The sequence below is a fragment of the Psychrobacter maritimus genome, from assembly GCF_904846345.1.
Taxonomy (GTDB): Bacteria; Pseudomonadota; Gammaproteobacteria; order Pseudomonadales; family Moraxellaceae; genus Psychrobacter; species Psychrobacter maritimus.
The window spans coordinates 182,280-198,042 of sequence record NZ_CAJHAJ010000004.1 but is presented as its reverse complement, the minus strand read 5'-3'; the positions used below and the strand labels follow the sequence as shown (position 1 = coordinate 198,042).

13 protein-coding genes are annotated in these 15,763 nt (G+C 42.3%); 8 read left to right on the top strand and 5 right to left on the bottom strand.

The genetic code is table 11. The annotated features are described in order from the left end of the window. Nucleotides 1-195 precede the first annotated feature (195 nt). Nucleotides 196-942, top strand: a complete 747-nt coding sequence (locus JMX50_RS07360) for a hypothetical protein (protein ID WP_201629043.1) — start codon at nt 196-198, stop codon at nt 940-942. A gap of 178 nt (nt 943-1,120) precedes the next feature. Here the strand turns inward: JMX50_RS07360 and JMX50_RS07355 are convergent, their stop codons facing one another. Further along, the gene (locus tag JMX50_RS07355) at nt 1,121-1,708 is read right to left on the bottom strand and encodes an Rrf2 family transcriptional regulator (RefSeq protein ID WP_201629042.1); all 588 of its coding nucleotides are present in this window, start codon (nt 1,706-1,708) and stop codon (nt 1,121-1,123) included. Nucleotides 1,709-1,870: 162 nt separating this feature from the next. Further along, on the bottom strand, nt 1,871-3,124 hold the full coding sequence (locus tag JMX50_RS07350; protein ID WP_201629041.1) for an NnrS family protein: 1,254 nt from the start codon (nt 3,122-3,124) through the stop codon (nt 1,871-1,873). 409 nt (nt 3,125-3,533) lie between these two features. On the opposite strand from JMX50_RS07350, the gene JMX50_RS07345 reads away from it, so the two are divergent. Next, nucleotides 3,534-3,764 carry a hypothetical protein gene (locus JMX50_RS07345; RefSeq protein WP_201565831.1) on the top strand — a complete coding sequence of 77 codons (231 nt, stop codon included), beginning with the start codon at nt 3,534-3,536 and terminating at the stop codon, nt 3,762-3,764. Between the two features lie 143 nt (nt 3,765-3,907). Here JMX50_RS07345 and JMX50_RS07340 read toward each other — a convergent pair whose 3' ends face one another. Then, a complete protein-coding gene (locus JMX50_RS07340) occupies nt 3,908-5,398 on the bottom strand; it encodes an aldehyde dehydrogenase family protein (protein WP_201629040.1) in 1,491 nt (496 codons plus the stop codon). Nucleotides 5,399-5,796: 398 nt separating this feature from the next. Here JMX50_RS07340 and JMX50_RS07335 point away from each other — a divergent pair, with 398 nt between their 5' ends. From JMX50_RS07335 to JMX50_RS07315, 5 genes are all read left to right on the top strand, one after another. Then, a complete protein-coding gene (locus JMX50_RS07335) occupies nt 5,797-6,399 on the top strand; it encodes a TetR/AcrR family transcriptional regulator (protein WP_201610635.1) in 603 nt (200 codons plus the stop codon). A gap of 435 nt (nt 6,400-6,834) precedes the next feature. Beyond that, nucleotides 6,835-8,064, top strand: coding sequence for an iron-containing alcohol dehydrogenase (locus JMX50_RS07330; RefSeq protein ID WP_201565825.1), 1,230 nt, complete (start codon nt 6,835-6,837; stop codon nt 8,062-8,064). Between the two features lie 131 nt (nt 8,065-8,195). Beyond that, nucleotides 8,196-9,257: an NADP-dependent oxidoreductase gene (locus tag JMX50_RS07325; protein WP_201629039.1), complete on the top strand. Its 1,062-nt coding sequence runs from the start codon at nt 8,196-8,198 to the stop codon at nt 9,255-9,257. Nucleotides 9,258-9,520: 263 nt separating this feature from the next. Continuing rightward, nucleotides 9,521-10,198 (top strand): type 1 glutamine amidotransferase domain-containing protein, encoded by a 678-nt coding sequence (locus JMX50_RS07320; RefSeq protein WP_201629038.1) that lies wholly within the window; start codon nt 9,521-9,523, stop codon nt 10,196-10,198. Between the two features lie 29 nt (nt 10,199-10,227). Next, nucleotides 10,228-10,863: a glutathione S-transferase family protein gene (locus JMX50_RS07315; protein WP_201629037.1), complete on the top strand. Its 636-nt coding sequence runs from the start codon at nt 10,228-10,230 to the stop codon at nt 10,861-10,863. A 92-nt stretch (nt 10,864-10,955) separates the two neighbouring features. Here JMX50_RS07315 and JMX50_RS07310 read toward each other — a convergent pair whose 3' ends face one another. Both JMX50_RS07310 and JMX50_RS07305 read right to left on the bottom strand, forming a co-directional pair. Beyond that, complete coding sequence (locus JMX50_RS07310; protein WP_201629036.1) at nt 10,956-12,287, bottom strand: D-arabinono-1,4-lactone oxidase; 1,332 nt, start codon at nt 12,285-12,287, stop codon at nt 10,956-10,958. Beyond that, nucleotides 12,275-13,531 carry an alanine racemase gene (locus JMX50_RS07305; protein ID WP_201629035.1) on the bottom strand — a complete coding sequence of 419 codons (1,257 nt, stop codon included), beginning with the start codon at nt 13,529-13,531 and terminating at the stop codon, nt 12,275-12,277. The genes JMX50_RS07310 and JMX50_RS07305 overlap by 13 nt, the downstream gene beginning before the upstream one ends. Nucleotides 13,532-14,026: 495 nt before the next feature. Between JMX50_RS07305 and JMX50_RS07300 the strand changes: the two genes are divergently transcribed. Further along, the gene (locus JMX50_RS07300; protein ID WP_193030353.1) at nt 14,027-15,715 is read left to right on the top strand and encodes an MFS transporter; all 1,689 of its coding nucleotides are present in this window, start codon (nt 14,027-14,029) and stop codon (nt 15,713-15,715) included. The last annotated feature ends 48 nt before the right edge of the window (nt 15,716-15,763 follow it).

The following is a 15,763-nucleotide window of genomic DNA, read 5'->3' as shown; positions in this document are numbered from 1 at the left end:
GAACGCTATTTTGAATTACATTACAGTCAAGGCAGTCCTCTAACCAATTTTTAATATTTACACATCTATATGGCTGATATCTATTTCCTTACAGACTTTACGCACGTAAAAAACCATAATCAGAACGTATGCATAATTCATTGCTATTACTAATAATTAGAAAACTAACAAAATAACGATTAAGGAAAAGCATCAATGACCGATAAAATACATGATTTGGGTGCAGGATTTTGGAATATTCGTGGCACGTTTCGCTTAGGCGGGGTGCTAAATATAGGCACTCAGTGCTCGCTTGTAAAATTAGCCTCAGGTCGCTTTATATTTTTAGACAGCTACGAGCTCACCGGCGACGTACGCACTGAGGTAATGGCCTTAACCAACAATGGGCAAGATGTCGAAGCGGTCCTCAATGTCCACCCCTTTCATACTGTCCACTGCGCACAAATGGCAAAGGATTTCCCGCAAGCAACTTTTTATGGCAGTAGCCGTCATCATAAAAAAATCCCCGAAATTCAATGGGCAGACGATTTGGTCGAAAGCGATGCGGTCGCCAAGCGCTACCCTGAGCTGAAGTTTTCTATGTCAGAAGGTATTCATTATATCTCGCCCAATGAGATGATTCATGCAGGCTCGCTGTTGGTATTCCATCCTGCCAGTAAAAGCTTGCACGTCGATGATACTTTTATGAGTCCACCAACCAAATTACTAGAAGCGGTGCTACCGGAACTGTTATTGCACCCAACGACCAAAAAAGCACTAAAAGATGAGCCTAATGCTGGCAAGCAGTATTGCGACTGGGCGACCAATCTGGCGCACGAATGGCGCGAGGTACGTAACTTCTGTGCCGCGCATTCTTATTTAGTGAAGTTTAAAGAGGGTGAGTTTGAAAAAGCCTTATTAAAAGCCATTGATAAAGCCCGTCCTAAGCTTGAAAATGCTTAAACGCTTAGATGCTTAGATGCTTTAAAAATTGATAATAAAAAAGGCTGCCCATACTATTACTAGCGGGGCAGCCTTTTTTTGTGGCGATTTTATATATCGTAGAATCACTTTAAAATTTATACCAGTCGCACATAGCTATAACGTAGCGCTTTTATTTTGAACTGACTATATAAAGCTTCTATTTTACAAAGCTATTTAGGCCATTTCTATAAAACAATAACTCCGCAAGCTCTGCCTCATTACTGATAATATCTGCCAATGTATAACGCTCAAGGACGTTGATAAAAGCGGTCAACGCTTCAAAGAATACCTGTTTTAGCTGACAGACAGGACTAATAATACAGCCTGACTTGACCCCCGCACTTGCTTCCTCATCAATCAGCGTCAAAGACAAATCTTTGGCAACCGCATTATCATCAGTACCATTAAAAGAGCTGTCAGAATTAGCATTGTCAGGCTTAGGATTAATCAATAAATCGGTCGAAAAACATTCAACCAAATTAAAATCAGGCTCAATCTGTTTGATTAACACCCCCAAATTGATGTCTTTTGGCGCACACGCCAAGCGAATCCCACCGTTTTTACCGCGCACGCTATCTATATAGCCAAGTTGCCCGAGCTGATGAATAATTTTGGTCAAATGACTTCTAGAAATGTGATAACTGTTGGCAATATCACTAATATTTGCCAATAGGTGCGGCTCAGGCTTGGTCGCCAAATATATTAATGAGCGCAGCGCATAATCACTATAGTTGGTCAGTCGCATTTTTTGCACTCCAATGGTTGTTATAACTATTAACTTTATAATGTGAAATAATGCTATGTTTTAAGTCGCTTTAGCTTTTAAACTGTTTAACTTTTAAAGCTGTTTAGCGTTTAAATGACTTAAATTTTAAATCAATTGCATTTTAACCGTTTCAACACCTTATTAGCCAAATAAACCATCTGGTCGCGGGCGTGCCAGTATCGGCAAATAACTGATACAAAACAAGGCAAAACAAGCTATCCAAGCGCTTTGTGCCAGCATAATCCATAATAAGTAATGACTCATATCGATTAATGGCAAAAATACCCGACTGACAAACGCCACTACCATAAGCACGAACATTGCATTGACGATTTTGGGTGGCTGATGGATACTGCGCCCCGTATGACCGAGTGACACCCGCGCCATCATCGCCACCGTCATCATGCCAATACCGGAAAGCGATAATCCATGTACCGCAATGCTGTGATTATAGCCTAACCATGGCTGCAGTGCGTACAATACAAAGCTCACACACATCCCTAAAAAGGCGATATATAACGACCATAGTAACGGTTTTTGCCAAATGCCGCGATGATACCAGCCAACTAAGCGTACGATGTTGACCACCGCCACCCCAAGTGCACTGATGGTCAGCAAGTATTTATTGGGATAAAACATATCAGTGATAAAAAAGGCAAAAAAGAACAATAAGCTTGCGATATCCTGCGCTTTATTATTACGTACCGTTACTGCTTCGGTTTCACCTTGAGCATTTGCCACACTTAGACCACGCTCAATAAAGAACGGCACTACGCGGCGACCGATGGTCAATACCAAGCCGATAATCAAATAAAAACCTAAATAAACACCAACTTTGGTCAGATTCATATTGGCGCTGATAATGCCCCAATAGCACAAAGCATTGCCCACTGTTAATAATGCAAGCTTGGCTAAAATCCCCATTTGCTTATATTGCTTAACTTGTAATACTGCACGGAAAATCACAAAAGCCATCGAGCCGATGAACAATAAATCAAATACCGCCGCCGCATATAGTAACGCCGCGCTGCTACCAGCAATCGTGATGCCTAAGCCAAATCCCACCCAACCCAAGCGCGCCAGCAACCAACAGACAAAAATACCGAGCAGCTTATAGCCATGCGGCATCATAACGCCCGTCCAAGTCTTTACCGCTGTCAATAAAAATCCCGCCACGATGGCCAGCGCATAGCCGTAAATCATTTCATGACCATGCCAATACAGCGGATTCAACGTTTGCGCATCGATATCTGTATGGCCGGTAAACACAAATGCCCACAACGCCATGGTTATAATGGCAAATAGTGCCCCTGCGCTAAAAAATATCCGAAAGCTCAAATTGAGTATGGGATGCGGCGAGCTTGGTGGCTTGCTAGGTAGATTAATTGATTGCATAGCAGACTTCTTATAATAAAAGTTAGAAGGTATGTCTTAAAGATTCATTTTATATGAATGTTAATTATAATGCCACCTAAACTATATGACTGCTATGGTTTATTCAAGTAGTGATTCATTCAAGTAGTGACTCATTAAAGCAGTTATCATATACAGCTATAATTGATATAAAGCGCTAGAATGGATAGTGTTATTTTAGCCCAATATGTATTTAATAACTTATACTCGATAACAGATGTTCGATAACTGATATTCGATAACTGATATTCGATAACTTACCTTCTATAATTTACAGCGGCATAAAACTCTAAAGTCACACATAGCTTGATATTTGCCCTCACCATTACCATCATAGGTAATGAGCACAGTCAATTTGACTGCGTAAATGGTTCACTTTTAGGAGATTGTCATGACTGAAGCGCATGCACCGATTGAAAAACGTAAAATCGTTAATAGGTTTTTGACCCTACTGACCAAAGAACAGCCGCAAATGTATTATGCAACGACATCTGAGATCTCTCGTAGCATCCATACGATGATAAAAGAGCATACCAACCGTCTGACAGTAGAAGAGCAAGCATTGGTTCGACATATGACTATCGAAGAGATTGAAGCATTACTAGGCTTTCATTCTAAATAACATTAGAACTATAAAACTTTAGAATCATTGCGTGTAAATAAGAAAAAAAGACCACCATTCAGGCGGTCTTTTTTTATATCGAAACATTTATCTAACTACATCTAAGTACGTTTATCCATAATGCGTTGATTAGAATGCACTGATTAAAACGGATATTGACGCGGTTCGTTTTGCATTGATATCCAATGCGTTCTGGTAAATTCTTCCAGTATCCACTCACCATTAAAGCGACCAATACCTGAGTTTTTCTCACCGCCAAATGGCATGTTGCTCTCATCGTTGACTGAGATATCATTAATATGGGTCATGCCCGCTCTGATACCGCGAGCAAAGCGCAAACCTTTTTGCATATCTGCTGTAAATACCGCACTAGATAGACCATACATGGAGTCATTGGCTATCGATAACGCATCATCTTCATCTTTGGCACGAATAATCCCGACCAATGGCCCGAACACCTCATTACGCGACAAGTCCATCTCGCGCGTCACTTCAGTAAAGATATGCGGCGGTACTACCTGACCTTTAATCTCACCACTCAAAATCATTTTGGCACCTTCTTGCTGTGCTTTAGCGATTTTTTCTTGCAGTGACTTGACTTGTTTTTCATTAATAATTGGACCGACTGCCGTATCTTGCTTGTTCGGATCACCGACGTTTAAGGTTTTAACATGAGCTAAGAAGCGCTCAACAAAATCATCATAAATCTCATCTTCAACGATAATACGGTTGATAGCGAGACAGATTTGACCTTGATGGAGGAATTTGCCAAAGGCTGCGGCTTTTACCGCTTGCTCAATATCGGCGTCTTTTAATACCACAAATGGGCTATTACCGCCGAGCTCAAGCGCAACTTGCTTGATGTAGTCGCAACCATTGGCCAGCTCGCCAATATGTTTGCCGACTGAGGTTGAACCAGTAAATGAGACAAAGCTTGGGATATCATGAGTGACGATGGCGTCCCCTATCTCACTACCAGCCCCAACAACGACGTTAAGCAGTCCTTTTGGCAAACCTGCTTCTTCGAATATTTTTGCTAACAATAAACCACCGGTAATAGGTGTGTCACTTGCAGGCTTAAGCACGACCGCGTTACCAAGGGCTAATGCAGGCGCGATAGAACGCTGGGTAAGATGTAGCGGAAAGTTCCATGGGCTAATAACGGCTACGACACCGATTGGCTCACGGTAGACGAAGTTTTCTTTACCGGGGGTGTTTGATGCGCGAATTTCACCATGGACACGGTTAGGGAAGCTGGCCGCTTCAAGGGTAATTGCACGCGCACTACCGAACTCTACCATTGCTTTGATACGCGTACTACCCGACTCTTTGATGAGCCAATCGACAATTTCGTCTTGACGCTGATCTAAGACATTGACGACGTTATACATTAAACTGGCACGCTCAGCTGGCGTCTTTTGTGCCCATTGTTTTTGTGCCGCATTTGCTGCCTGATAGGCTTCATCAAGCTGCTCTTTCGTCGCCTGTTTAATCTCAACCAGCGTGTCACCATTATATGGATTGACATCAGTATTGACGCTATCGTCTTTACCCTGTTGCCATGAGCCTGCGATATATTGCAAATGAAAATCGCTATATACGCTCTGCTGAGTATTCTTAGTATCGGTTGACATAATAATCCTTATTTATTTTATGTTTGTTATTTAAAACGTTTGGTTCATTAAAACACTTAATTAATTAAAGCATCGAGCTGCTACATTTGGAATAGGGACACTGCAAAACAGTTATGTGCAATGGTTATGTTGGGAAATGATGGTTTTATGGAACGATCGTGTAAAATAACCATTTGCCATTAACCATCGATAACAAACGTAACTTGCTAGACGACTGGTCTAATGCTAACATAGTCAGCATAAAAACAAGAATCATTTATCACTAAGTATTGTTGAAAAAACGTAACACTCAAAATTATTATTTTTCTTTCGATTAAAAAATTACCTTTGAAGCCCTGCTTTATCTCACTTAATTTAAAGACATCACCAAATAAAGATCTAAGGAGAACATCCTCTTCATGTCCGCTATTATAACCACTGCTCCATCAGATACCAGAGCGCATCTGTTAGCCATCGGCTATCAACTCATTGCGCAAAAAGGTTTTACCGCAGTCGGTATCAAACAAATACTTGATACCGCTGGTGTGCCAAAAGGCTCCTTTTATCATTACTTTGCATCAAAAGAAGCCTTTGGTGAAGCCATCATCGAGCACTATTTTGACAACTATAAAAATCGCCTCGAGGCGATTACTGCTGAAAAAATCAGTGCCCAACAAAAGATTTATAACTATTTTCAAAACTGGTATGACACCCAGCAAAAGGGCTGTGACCATGAGAAATGCTTGGTAGTAAAGCTCAGTGCGGAAGTGGCTGATATCTCAGAAACCATGCGTAAGGCTCTGTATGCCGGTTATCAACAAACCATCAACTGGATTGCTGTGCAAATAAAAGCAGGCTGGGCAGATGGTTCTATACCTCACCCTGACAATATCGCCGCCGAAAGTATGGCCAAGCGTTGGTATTTTGCTTGGTTGGGTGCCAGCTTAGTCGCTAAGATCAGTCAAACCGATACGCCATTAGCAGAAGTTTGGCTGATGACCACCTCGCAACTTGGTCGCTAAACGCTGTGTAAATAAAATTAATGCTAATAAAATCAGCACCCTAAAACCGATGTCAATAAACTTGATATCGCGACTATCTATCTAGGTTGTTAATGCTGAGCTACTAGCTACCGCCTTAGCTTACCAGCTATCCCCTTAACCATAGCAACCTAGCCATTAATACCTTCTCGTTAATACCCAACCGTTAGCACTAACGTATAACGCTGATTGAGGGCTTTCAATCGCCAATAAGCAATTATCAATAAAATACCGATAACTTTCGGTTATACGATAGTTTTGTAAAATTAATAAAAAAATAACTAGACGACCGGTCTAATTCATGTACAATGCGCACAGATGGCAATAATCGCTATGACGCATATCCGATATAAAAGACGTCATTCATTAGCACTTACATCACAACTTATCTCTTTATCATTAGAAACTAGGAATATTATGAATAACTTTCAATATTACAATCCCGTCCGTATCGTCTTTGGCGAAGGTCAAATCAAACAACTATCAGAGCTCGTGCCAACAGAGGCACGCGTGCTAATCACTTATGGTGGCGGTTCAGCGCAGCGTACTGGTACGTTAGATGAAGTAAAGAATGCGCTAGCAGCAAATGGCAAACGTGAAGTATTTGAGTTTGGTGGTATTGAAGCCAATCCAGAATTCACCACCTTGCTAAAAGCCGCTGATATGGTGAACGAGCATAATATTGATTTCTTACTAGCAGTGGGTGGCGGTTCAGTCATCGATGGCAGTAAATTTGTCGCGCTTATCTCTTCATTAACTGAAGATGGCAGCACCGATGGTACGGTTTCTCGTGAAAAAGCATGGGATGCGCTGACCAGTTATTGCAAAAATATCGATTCAGCGATTGATTTGGGCGCGGTTCTGACCATTCCAGCGACCGGTTCTGAGATGAACTCAGGCGGCGTGATTAATTATAGCGAACGCCAAGCAAAACTACCGTTTGGTAATCCACTTGCCTTCCCTAAATTTTCAATTTTAGACCCTGCTAAAACCTTAACCTTACCTGAACGTCAAGTGATGAACGGTGTTGCGGATGCTTTTGTCCATGTGATGGAGCAGTACCTCACCTATCCAGTTAATGCGAAAGTTCAAGACGCCTTTTCTGAGAGCTTGCTTAAAATTCTGATTGAAGAAGGCGCAGCAGTCAAAGCAGATCCAGAGAATTTAGAAACGCGTAAAAACATCATGTGGACAGCAACCATGGCGTTGAATGGTCTGATTGGTACCGGTGTACCGCAAGATTGGACGACGCATATGATTGGTCATGAACTGACCTCACTGCATGCAATTGACCATGCCCGTACGCTAACGATTGTACTGCCATCAGTATTGCGCGAGCTTAAAGACAGCAAAAAAGACAAACTGCTTCAGTATGCGCGTAACGTTTGGGGTATCAATAATAACGATACCGGTACACAACTAGACGATGACACCATCATCGAAACTGCTATTGTTCATACTGAGAACTTCTTCCGCGAGCTTGGATTGCCAGTTAGCTTAGAAGATGCAGAATTAACCGAGTCAGCCATTGACCCTATTATCAAGCAACTTGAAGCACATAACATGGTGAAACTGGGTGAACATGGCAAAAATGACTTAGCTGTATCACGCCGCATTTTAGAACGCGCCGTTACCAGCAAAGCTTAATCGTCAAAAAACTTATAACTTTTTATTGTCACAACAATCGGTAGCCATTCACTTTGGCGTGGCTACTGACTTTAAAACTTTAAAACGAAAATGAATAACTACAACCAATAACTACAATAAGGAGCTTTAACATGAGCTTTGATAATAATTTTAATACCCAACAAAACCAAAAACAAAACCGTCAAATCAAACTTGCCAGCCGTCCCAATGGCGCGCCAACCAGTGATAATTTCGAGCTAACTACTAGCAACATCCCTACTCCTAACGACAAGCAAATGCTACTGCGTACCGTATATATGTCACTTGACCCGTATATGCGCGGGCGTATGAGTGCTTCTAAAAGCTATGCTGACCCATTAGAAGTCGGCGATGTCATGCTAGGCGGCACGGTTGCACAAGTTGTCGAGTCTAATATCGATAAATTTGCTGTTGGGGATTTGGTCGTATCAAATTCAGGCTGGCAGGATTATAGCGTCAGTGATGGCGAAGGCGTGCTAAAACTTGATAAAAATATGTCCAATCCTTCTTATGGTCTTGGTGTCCTCGGTATGCCAGGCTTCACCGGTTATATGGGTTTAACCGATATCGGTAAACCAAAAAAAGGTGAAACCTTAGTCGTCGCAGCAGCAACTGGTCCTGTAGGCGCAACGGTTGGACAAGTCGGTAATCATTTAGGCTTACGTACCGTTGGTGTCGCAGGCGGTGCGGAAAAATGCGCCTATGCGGTCGAAGAGTTGGGCTTTGATGTTTGTATTGACCACAAAGCAGACGACTTTGCCGAGCAGCTTAAAAACGCTTGCCCAGATGGTATCGATATCTATTATGAAAACGTCGGTGGCAAGGTATTCGATGGCGTATTACCGCTATTAAATGCCCATGCACGTATTCCGGTATGCGGCTTGGTGTCTCAATATAACGCCACCGAGCTTCCTGATGGCAAAGACCGCCTAGGTATGTTGATGGGTCATATTCTCAGTCAGCGTCTGACCATCAAAGGTTTTATCATCTTTGAAGAATACGGCGACCATTTCCCAGAGTTCTTAAAAACCATGGGCGAATGGGTTGAGTTAGGTAAAGTCAAAACCAAAGAGCATATCGTGGATGGCTTAGCACAAGCACCACAAGCTTTCTTTGACATGCTAGAGGGTAAAAACTTCGGTAAAACCGTGGTTAAAGTTGCTGACGTTCAGTAGTTCATATCAAGCGACTTATATAAAGGTATAAAGTAGCCAGTTTTAAATAACTTTCAGATAACCACTTAACAACATAATACGTTAAGACAGCTACTGAAAATAATGCTTAAAACATTAATACTGTTAGCAGCCAGTTTTTAGCAAAGATAGCTTTATCATGGTCTTTGCATAGCTTTAGCAAAGCTGGCTACGACATATCTGAACTTGGTATTAAATTAGTATTAAAACCTAGCAAACAATACAAATAATAAATAAGGACAATTATGAATATTTTAATGGTACTAACCTCACACGATAAATTGGGTGATACAGGCAAAAAAACCGGCTTTTGGCTAGAAGAATTTGCCGCCCCTTACTATGCCTTTTTGGATGCTGGTGTCAATGTTACTCTAGCCTCTCCTGCTGGCGGCCAACCACCACTTGATCCTAGTAGTGATACGCCAGATGCACAAACCAAAGATACCAAACGTTTTAAAGAAGACAGTGAAGCTCAAGAGCGTCTTGCCAATACCAAAAAGCTTGCTGAAGTAAAAGCTGAAGATTTTGACTCCGTCTTTTATCCAGGTGGTCATGGTCCATTGTGGGATTTGGCAGTTGATAAAAAATCTATCGAGTTAATTGAAACCTTTGTTAAGCAAGACAAGCCTGTTGCCTTTGTTTGCCACTCTCCTGGCGCGCTTAAAAACGTCAAAATCGATGGCGAGTATTTGGTCAAAGGTAAAAAAGTCACTGGCTTTACCAATACTGAAGAAGAAGGTGTTGGCCTGACTGACGTCGTACCTTTCTTATTGGAAGACGTATTAAAAGCTAATGGCGGTCACTATGAAAAAGGCGCGGATTGGGAATCGTATGTCGTTGAAGACGGCCTATTGATTACCGGTCAAAACCCAGCGTCATCAGAAGAAGCCGCTAAACGTTTACTTGCTAAGCTGCAAGCATAATATAAAAACATCGTAAAAAGGCTAATATCATGATTCGCTTACATCATCTTAATCAATCGCGCTCACTGCGTACGCTATGGCTATTAGAAGAATTGGGGCAACCTTATGAGCTGATTAGCCATCAGCGTGATACCAAAACGCATCTAGCACCAGACAGTTTAAAAGCAATCCATCCCCTCGGTAAGTCTCCGGTTATTGAGATGGATGGCGAGCTTTATGCCGAATCAGGGGCGATTATCGAGATGTTGATTGAGCGTTTTGCCCCCGAGCGCCTGCGTCCTGCTACCGATAGTGCAGAGTATGGTCATTACTTGCAGTGGATTCACTTTGCTGAAAGCTCGCTTATGTTACCGCTACTGCTTGAACTGTTTACCACTAAAGCAGGCGTTGGCGATAATGAATTCTTGGCGGGTTATATCAGCGAAGAAAAGCATAAAGTACTGAGCTATTTAAATGATGAAGTCAAAGACAAAGCATTTATCATCGGCAACAAATTAAGCGGTGCTGACTTTATGCTAGCGTTTGACTTAATCATGCTCGCGCATCGTGGGGCGTTACAAGACTATATGCATATCAAGCAATATGCGCTACAACTGGCGAGTATAGATAGCTATCAGCGTGCGATGCGTTTGGAAGCCAATTATGATGACTCGATTAAGCGTTAAGCCAAATAATTTTTATTGTTTAATATAAAAAAACAGCTCTTAAAGAGCTGTTTTTTTATGCCTGATTGAAACTTAAGCCATTTATGAATACTTTAAATACAAAATTTTTGCTCAAGCCAGCTATTCATAAAGACATTATCAGGGTCAAACTCTCGGCGAATCTCTAAAAAGCGATTGAGCTTTGGATACAGATTTTGTAGCTCCACATGGTTCAATTTATTTACTTTACCCCAATGCGGTCGACCCTGCCATTTTTTCATATAATCATATAGCCATTTAAATAACGGCTCACAGTCCATGCCTTTATAGACATGGAAGGACAATACCGCGCAATCCTCTCCCTGCGTGGGACTGAGCATACCAGTCTCGCCTTTATGCGTGCGCACTTCGATGGGAAAGTGCGAGCCTTTATTGTCTTTTAATAAAATATGATTGACCTCTGAGATACATTCATCAAAATCAGATAGCTTAATAAAGTACTCAGACTCATTGAACTTGACGCCGCGCGGTGTCGGAAACACCTCATAGCTATAACCTTCACGCTTGGTATTAGGGATAGAGTTTGCGGAGATTTCACTCACCTTTTGGGTCAGCGACGGCTTCATACGTGCCAGCTCGCACAGCACATAAAAAGCGCCGTTAAGGGTAACAACGCTATCAAAATGGTCTTTAAGCTTTTGCGTGCCCGTCATGGCTTTGGGCGCTATCACCGACAGCGTCTTTTGCTGAATTTTATTGGTACCAGGAAATAAAAACCATTCTAAATGACGATGGCTATGCGCCGTTTCATGAAAGCGCGCCAATCCTTCTTCAAAATCTAACACCTCATTGGCTTCTTTAAGCCCGTATAGGTCGACTACTTTAAGGGTTAATTTGGTAAAAATACCAAGCATACCAAGGCTTGCATGCAAGGCATTACCTAACTCATCGGTTTTCGGATCGCCGCGATGATGGGTATGTACTTCTCCTTTGCCATCGACCCACTCCCATGTCACTACTTGATTGGCAATGGAGCCTAAAGTAATTCCTGTGCCATGGGTCGCCGTACTGGCAGCACCAGCGATAGTTTGCGCTTGCACATCGCCCATATTTTCTAACGCCAAACCATGCTCTTTAAGGGCGGCGCCAATTTCATATAAATAGGTGCCAGCATGTAAAGTAGCAAGCTTCGCTTCTTTATCCACCGAGATAAGACCGCGCATATTATGCAGACTGACGGCAATTTCTTCAGGTTTTGCGCAACCACTAAACGAATGCGCCGCGCCCGTGACTCTAACGCGCTTTTTATTTGCCCGTGCGTTTTTAACGATATCTTGTAGCTCTGCAACCGATGAGGGAGTAAGTTTTTGCTCAGGTGTAGCACGTTCATAACCGACCCAATTTTGCCATTCATTGCTTCCTTGCCACAGTCTTAATGAAAACATTTGCCCTCTCCTCGGTAGGTTGTCATTATTTGGTTTTTGGTTTTTGTATTTATTATTGGACGCGTTCCTTCGCTTCTTGCAAAACCATCTGTTGTAGATTGAGCAGAGTGTCGATAACAAATAAGCTCATTAAAATGTTCACACAGCTCGCCTGCCTTTGCATGGCGGCACCAAACCACATCACCGATACTAAAACGAGGTGTGTTGCCATCTTTTTTAGCTTTAGAGATGGCCATCGGCGTTTGTACTTCGCCAAAGCCTTCATCGTTTAATAAGGATAAATATTCTGGATAATGTATCACTGGCGCTTTGTCCGCGCCTGCCGCACCTGAGGCAATAAAGCCGCCGCTATGACAAGTGATGACATTTTTTTCAGGTTGACGCGTCACGGGCAGCACAAATCCAGCGGCTGGCTGAAACTCATGCATGCTATCCATATAATCGAAATAAGCCGGTTTATAATACGCAGAACCCACGGTTATCTCGCTCACTTCAGGCTGGCTTGAAGTAAAATCCATACTGCCGCTACCGCCACCGTTGACGAGCTTCAAGGTATAACCTTGTTTATTGAGATATTCAACGATTGAGCAGCGACGTTTACTAACTTGTTTTTGTGAGCGGCTTTTTAATAAGCGGATGGCTGGCGACAATAAGGCTTTACCCGGTAAATGCTCAGGCAAACCAGCGATTTGTGCCTCATAACCCATTGCCGCACTGACATTAATATGGCGGCATTTTTTGATATGCTTTAGGAGTTTTTTAACGTCTTTTATGCTCATCAATGCCGAGCGCTTGGTACCGAAATAGAGCTTTGGCAGCGGCATCGACATATTGATATCGAGACAAACATCAATAACAACATCATGAATTTTGCCGACTTCATTAAGTACATCAACATGCTCAGGGCGATCAACCATCCAAATCATGGTCGCGCCCTGTTTGGTATAGTCAAACGTTGCCGCGACGCTCGCCATATCAAGAGTTGGATAAGCGCAGAGAATATTATCAAAGCCATTTTCTAACAGATATACTGATTCGTCGGCCGCATAAGACATTAGGCCGATAAAGTTAGGAGATTTGTCTTTGATGTAATGCAGAACGTCGATAGAGCGAATAGATTTGGTCGCCAAGCGTAGTTGAACAGACTTAGTTTTTTGGTTGACCAGTGTTATATTATGATCGAGCGCGTCCATATCAAGCCACGCACTCGGAGCTTTCGGCGGAATAATGTGGGCAAAATCCATTTTACTTTCCTTGTAACGGCCATTGAATACGACCTTGTATTTCTTATAATACTGTTATTATGCCTCTAAAAAGAGGATATATCAGCATCATAGTTTGTACCCAGAGCCTAGCCCAGTCAAGCGCCATATTTATAAAAAATCGACATTTGTTAAATTACATAAATAAGTTTAGCTAAGAAGACCTTCGAGCAAAAACTCTAAATAAAAGTGGAATTATTTATATCTTTAAGCATAAAAATAACTATGACGCTCTCACCTTTTTAAACTAAAAAAGTACAATCACTAAATAGTCTCAAATTGAAATCATGATAAAATAATGCAAACAGTCCTTTGACTGTTTTTTATTTTTTATTTTTTATTTTTTATAGCTACTATTTATAGCTACTAAATGAAGCACTTATGGCTCAATTTGATAATAGCTCGTCCAATTATTACTCGTCTAGGAATCCTACGATGTCACTTTATCTTTCTACTTTTAGCAGGTGGCGATAGACAATGAGCAATGAATACCAATTCAAACCGCACGAACAACCCTTTATGGTGGGTTCTCCCGCCACACCCGACCATCCTACGCGCCGCAAAGTATTTTATCTATTGATTGGTATTTTTATTGGCATCACCGCCAGCTTTCAAAATGGTTTATTGGTGGCAAATCTGACCCAAATCCAAGGTGAAATGGGCTTGACGCCAGTCGAAGGTGGCTGGATATCGGTCGCCTATAATATGACCAATGCTTGTATCACCGTGCTGCTATACAAAATCCGTCAGCAATTTGGTATGGCGCTCTTTAGCAAAATCACCCTGTTCTCACTGTTGGCGGCCACCAGTTTACAATGGTTGGTCAGTAGCCATCTCTTAGACACCAGCGCTATTATCATTGAGCCTTATTATCTAGAAATCATCGCCCGCGGCTTAAGCGGTATGGTTGCTAGTGCCATGACGGTATTGGCTATTTTTTATTGCCTGCAAGGTATGCCAACCGCCAAACGCATTAGCGGTCTGATTTTGGGGTTTGGCTTAGTACAATTTGGCATTCCTCTCTCAAGGATTATCTCGCCATATCTTGCGGCCGACGGCCAGCTTGAAACGCTATTTTTGTTTGAATTGGGCTTAACCCTGATTTGCTTTGCCCTGATTAATATCTTAGAGCTACCACCCGGCAATACCGAAAAAGTATTCGAAAAACTGGATTTTTTAAGCTTTGCGTTTTTTGCCAGCGGTCTTGCAGCCTTGGCAGTCTTTTTGGTACAAGGGCGTATCCAGTGGTGGACGACGCCTTGGCTGAGCTATCCGCTCATCATCGCGGTGGTGACGATTAGCATCGCCTTATGGATTGAAACGCACCGTAAAAACCCAATGTTACAAGTGCGCTGGATGCGTAGCCGCAATATCATCGCTTTTACGATAACGGGTGCAGTGATGCGTATTTTATTATCCGAGCAAAATGTCGGTGCAGCAGGTTTATTGGCCAATTTGGGCTACGGAAATGATCAGTTGATTACCTTTTATGCGGTGATACTTGCCGCCAGCGTTCTGGCCTTGGTCATCAGTATTTTTAGGACCAATGCGATGGATTTACGCCGTCCAGTCATTTTCGCTGTCGCCCTGATTGCGGTTGGCGCCTGGCTAGATACAGATATTTCGCTAAATTCTGCCCCTTATATGTTTTATGTCAGTCAATTTATGATTGCCTTTGCTGCCGTTTACTTTATGGGTCCCATGGTTTTTGAAGGGATGTTTCGCGCTATCGCTAACGGCCCTGCTTACATTATAAGTTTTTCGGTTATTTTTAGCATCTCGCAGACCATTGGCGGACTTGCAGGCGCGGCAGCGATTCAAGCGTTTACCACCATACGTACACAGATACACTACGCTGATATGGTCAGCTCGTTTAATTTAGGCGACCCGGCCTTAATGGCACAAGTTGCAGGCGCAGGTCGTATGTTATCTACCCAAATCACGGATGCCAATCAAGCAAATGTCGCAGCGATGGGACAAGTATTGCAAGGTATTCAGCGCCAAGCGACTGTCGCCGCCTATGCTGATTTATTTTTTCTTATGGCAATTATCGCCTCCATCACAACGCTGATTTTATTACTAAATTACTTGTATCATCGCTACCATAAACGTAATCCATTGGCTAAAGAATTGGCAGCGATTGCAAAAATGCGCGAAGCAAAATAGCCCGAATAATTAAAGCATTTTCTTCATTTAAAAATGCCACTTAACATA

Bases quoted from the DNA above. Each gene is read 5' to 3' on its own strand.
- JMX50_RS07360 (WP_201629043.1), top strand. From the start codon at position 196: ATGACCGATAAAATACATGATTTGGGTGCAGGATTTTGGAATATTCGT.
- JMX50_RS07355 (WP_201629042.1), bottom strand. From the start codon at position 1,708: ATGCGACTGACCAACTATAGTGATTATGCGCTGCGCTCATTAATATAT.
- JMX50_RS07350 (WP_201629041.1), bottom strand. From the start codon at position 3,124: ATGCAATCAATTAATCTACCTAGCAAGCCACCAAGCTCGCCGCATCCC.
- JMX50_RS07345 (WP_201565831.1), top strand. From the start codon at position 3,534: ATGACTGAAGCGCATGCACCGATTGAAAAACGTAAAATCGTTAATAGG.
- JMX50_RS07340 (WP_201629040.1), bottom strand. From the start codon at position 5,398: ATGTCAACCGATACTAAGAATACTCAGCAGAGCGTATATAGCGATTTT.
- JMX50_RS07335 (WP_201610635.1), top strand. From the start codon at position 5,797: ATGTCCGCTATTATAACCACTGCTCCATCAGATACCAGAGCGCATCTG.
- JMX50_RS07330 (WP_201565825.1), top strand. From the start codon at position 6,835: ATGAATAACTTTCAATATTACAATCCCGTCCGTATCGTCTTTGGCGAA.
- JMX50_RS07325 (WP_201629039.1), top strand. From the start codon at position 8,196: ATGAGCTTTGATAATAATTTTAATACCCAACAAAACCAAAAACAAAAC.
- JMX50_RS07320 (WP_201629038.1), top strand. From the start codon at position 9,521: ATGAATATTTTAATGGTACTAACCTCACACGATAAATTGGGTGATACA.
- JMX50_RS07315 (WP_201629037.1), top strand. From the start codon at position 10,228: ATGATTCGCTTACATCATCTTAATCAATCGCGCTCACTGCGTACGCTA.
- JMX50_RS07310 (WP_201629036.1), bottom strand. From the start codon at position 12,287: ATGTTTTCATTAAGACTGTGGCAAGGAAGCAATGAATGGCAAAATTGG.
- JMX50_RS07305 (WP_201629035.1), bottom strand. From the start codon at position 13,531: ATGGATTTTGCCCACATTATTCCGCCGAAAGCTCCGAGTGCGTGGCTT.
- JMX50_RS07300 (WP_193030353.1), top strand. From the start codon at position 14,027: ATGAGCAATGAATACCAATTCAAACCGCACGAACAACCCTTTATGGTG.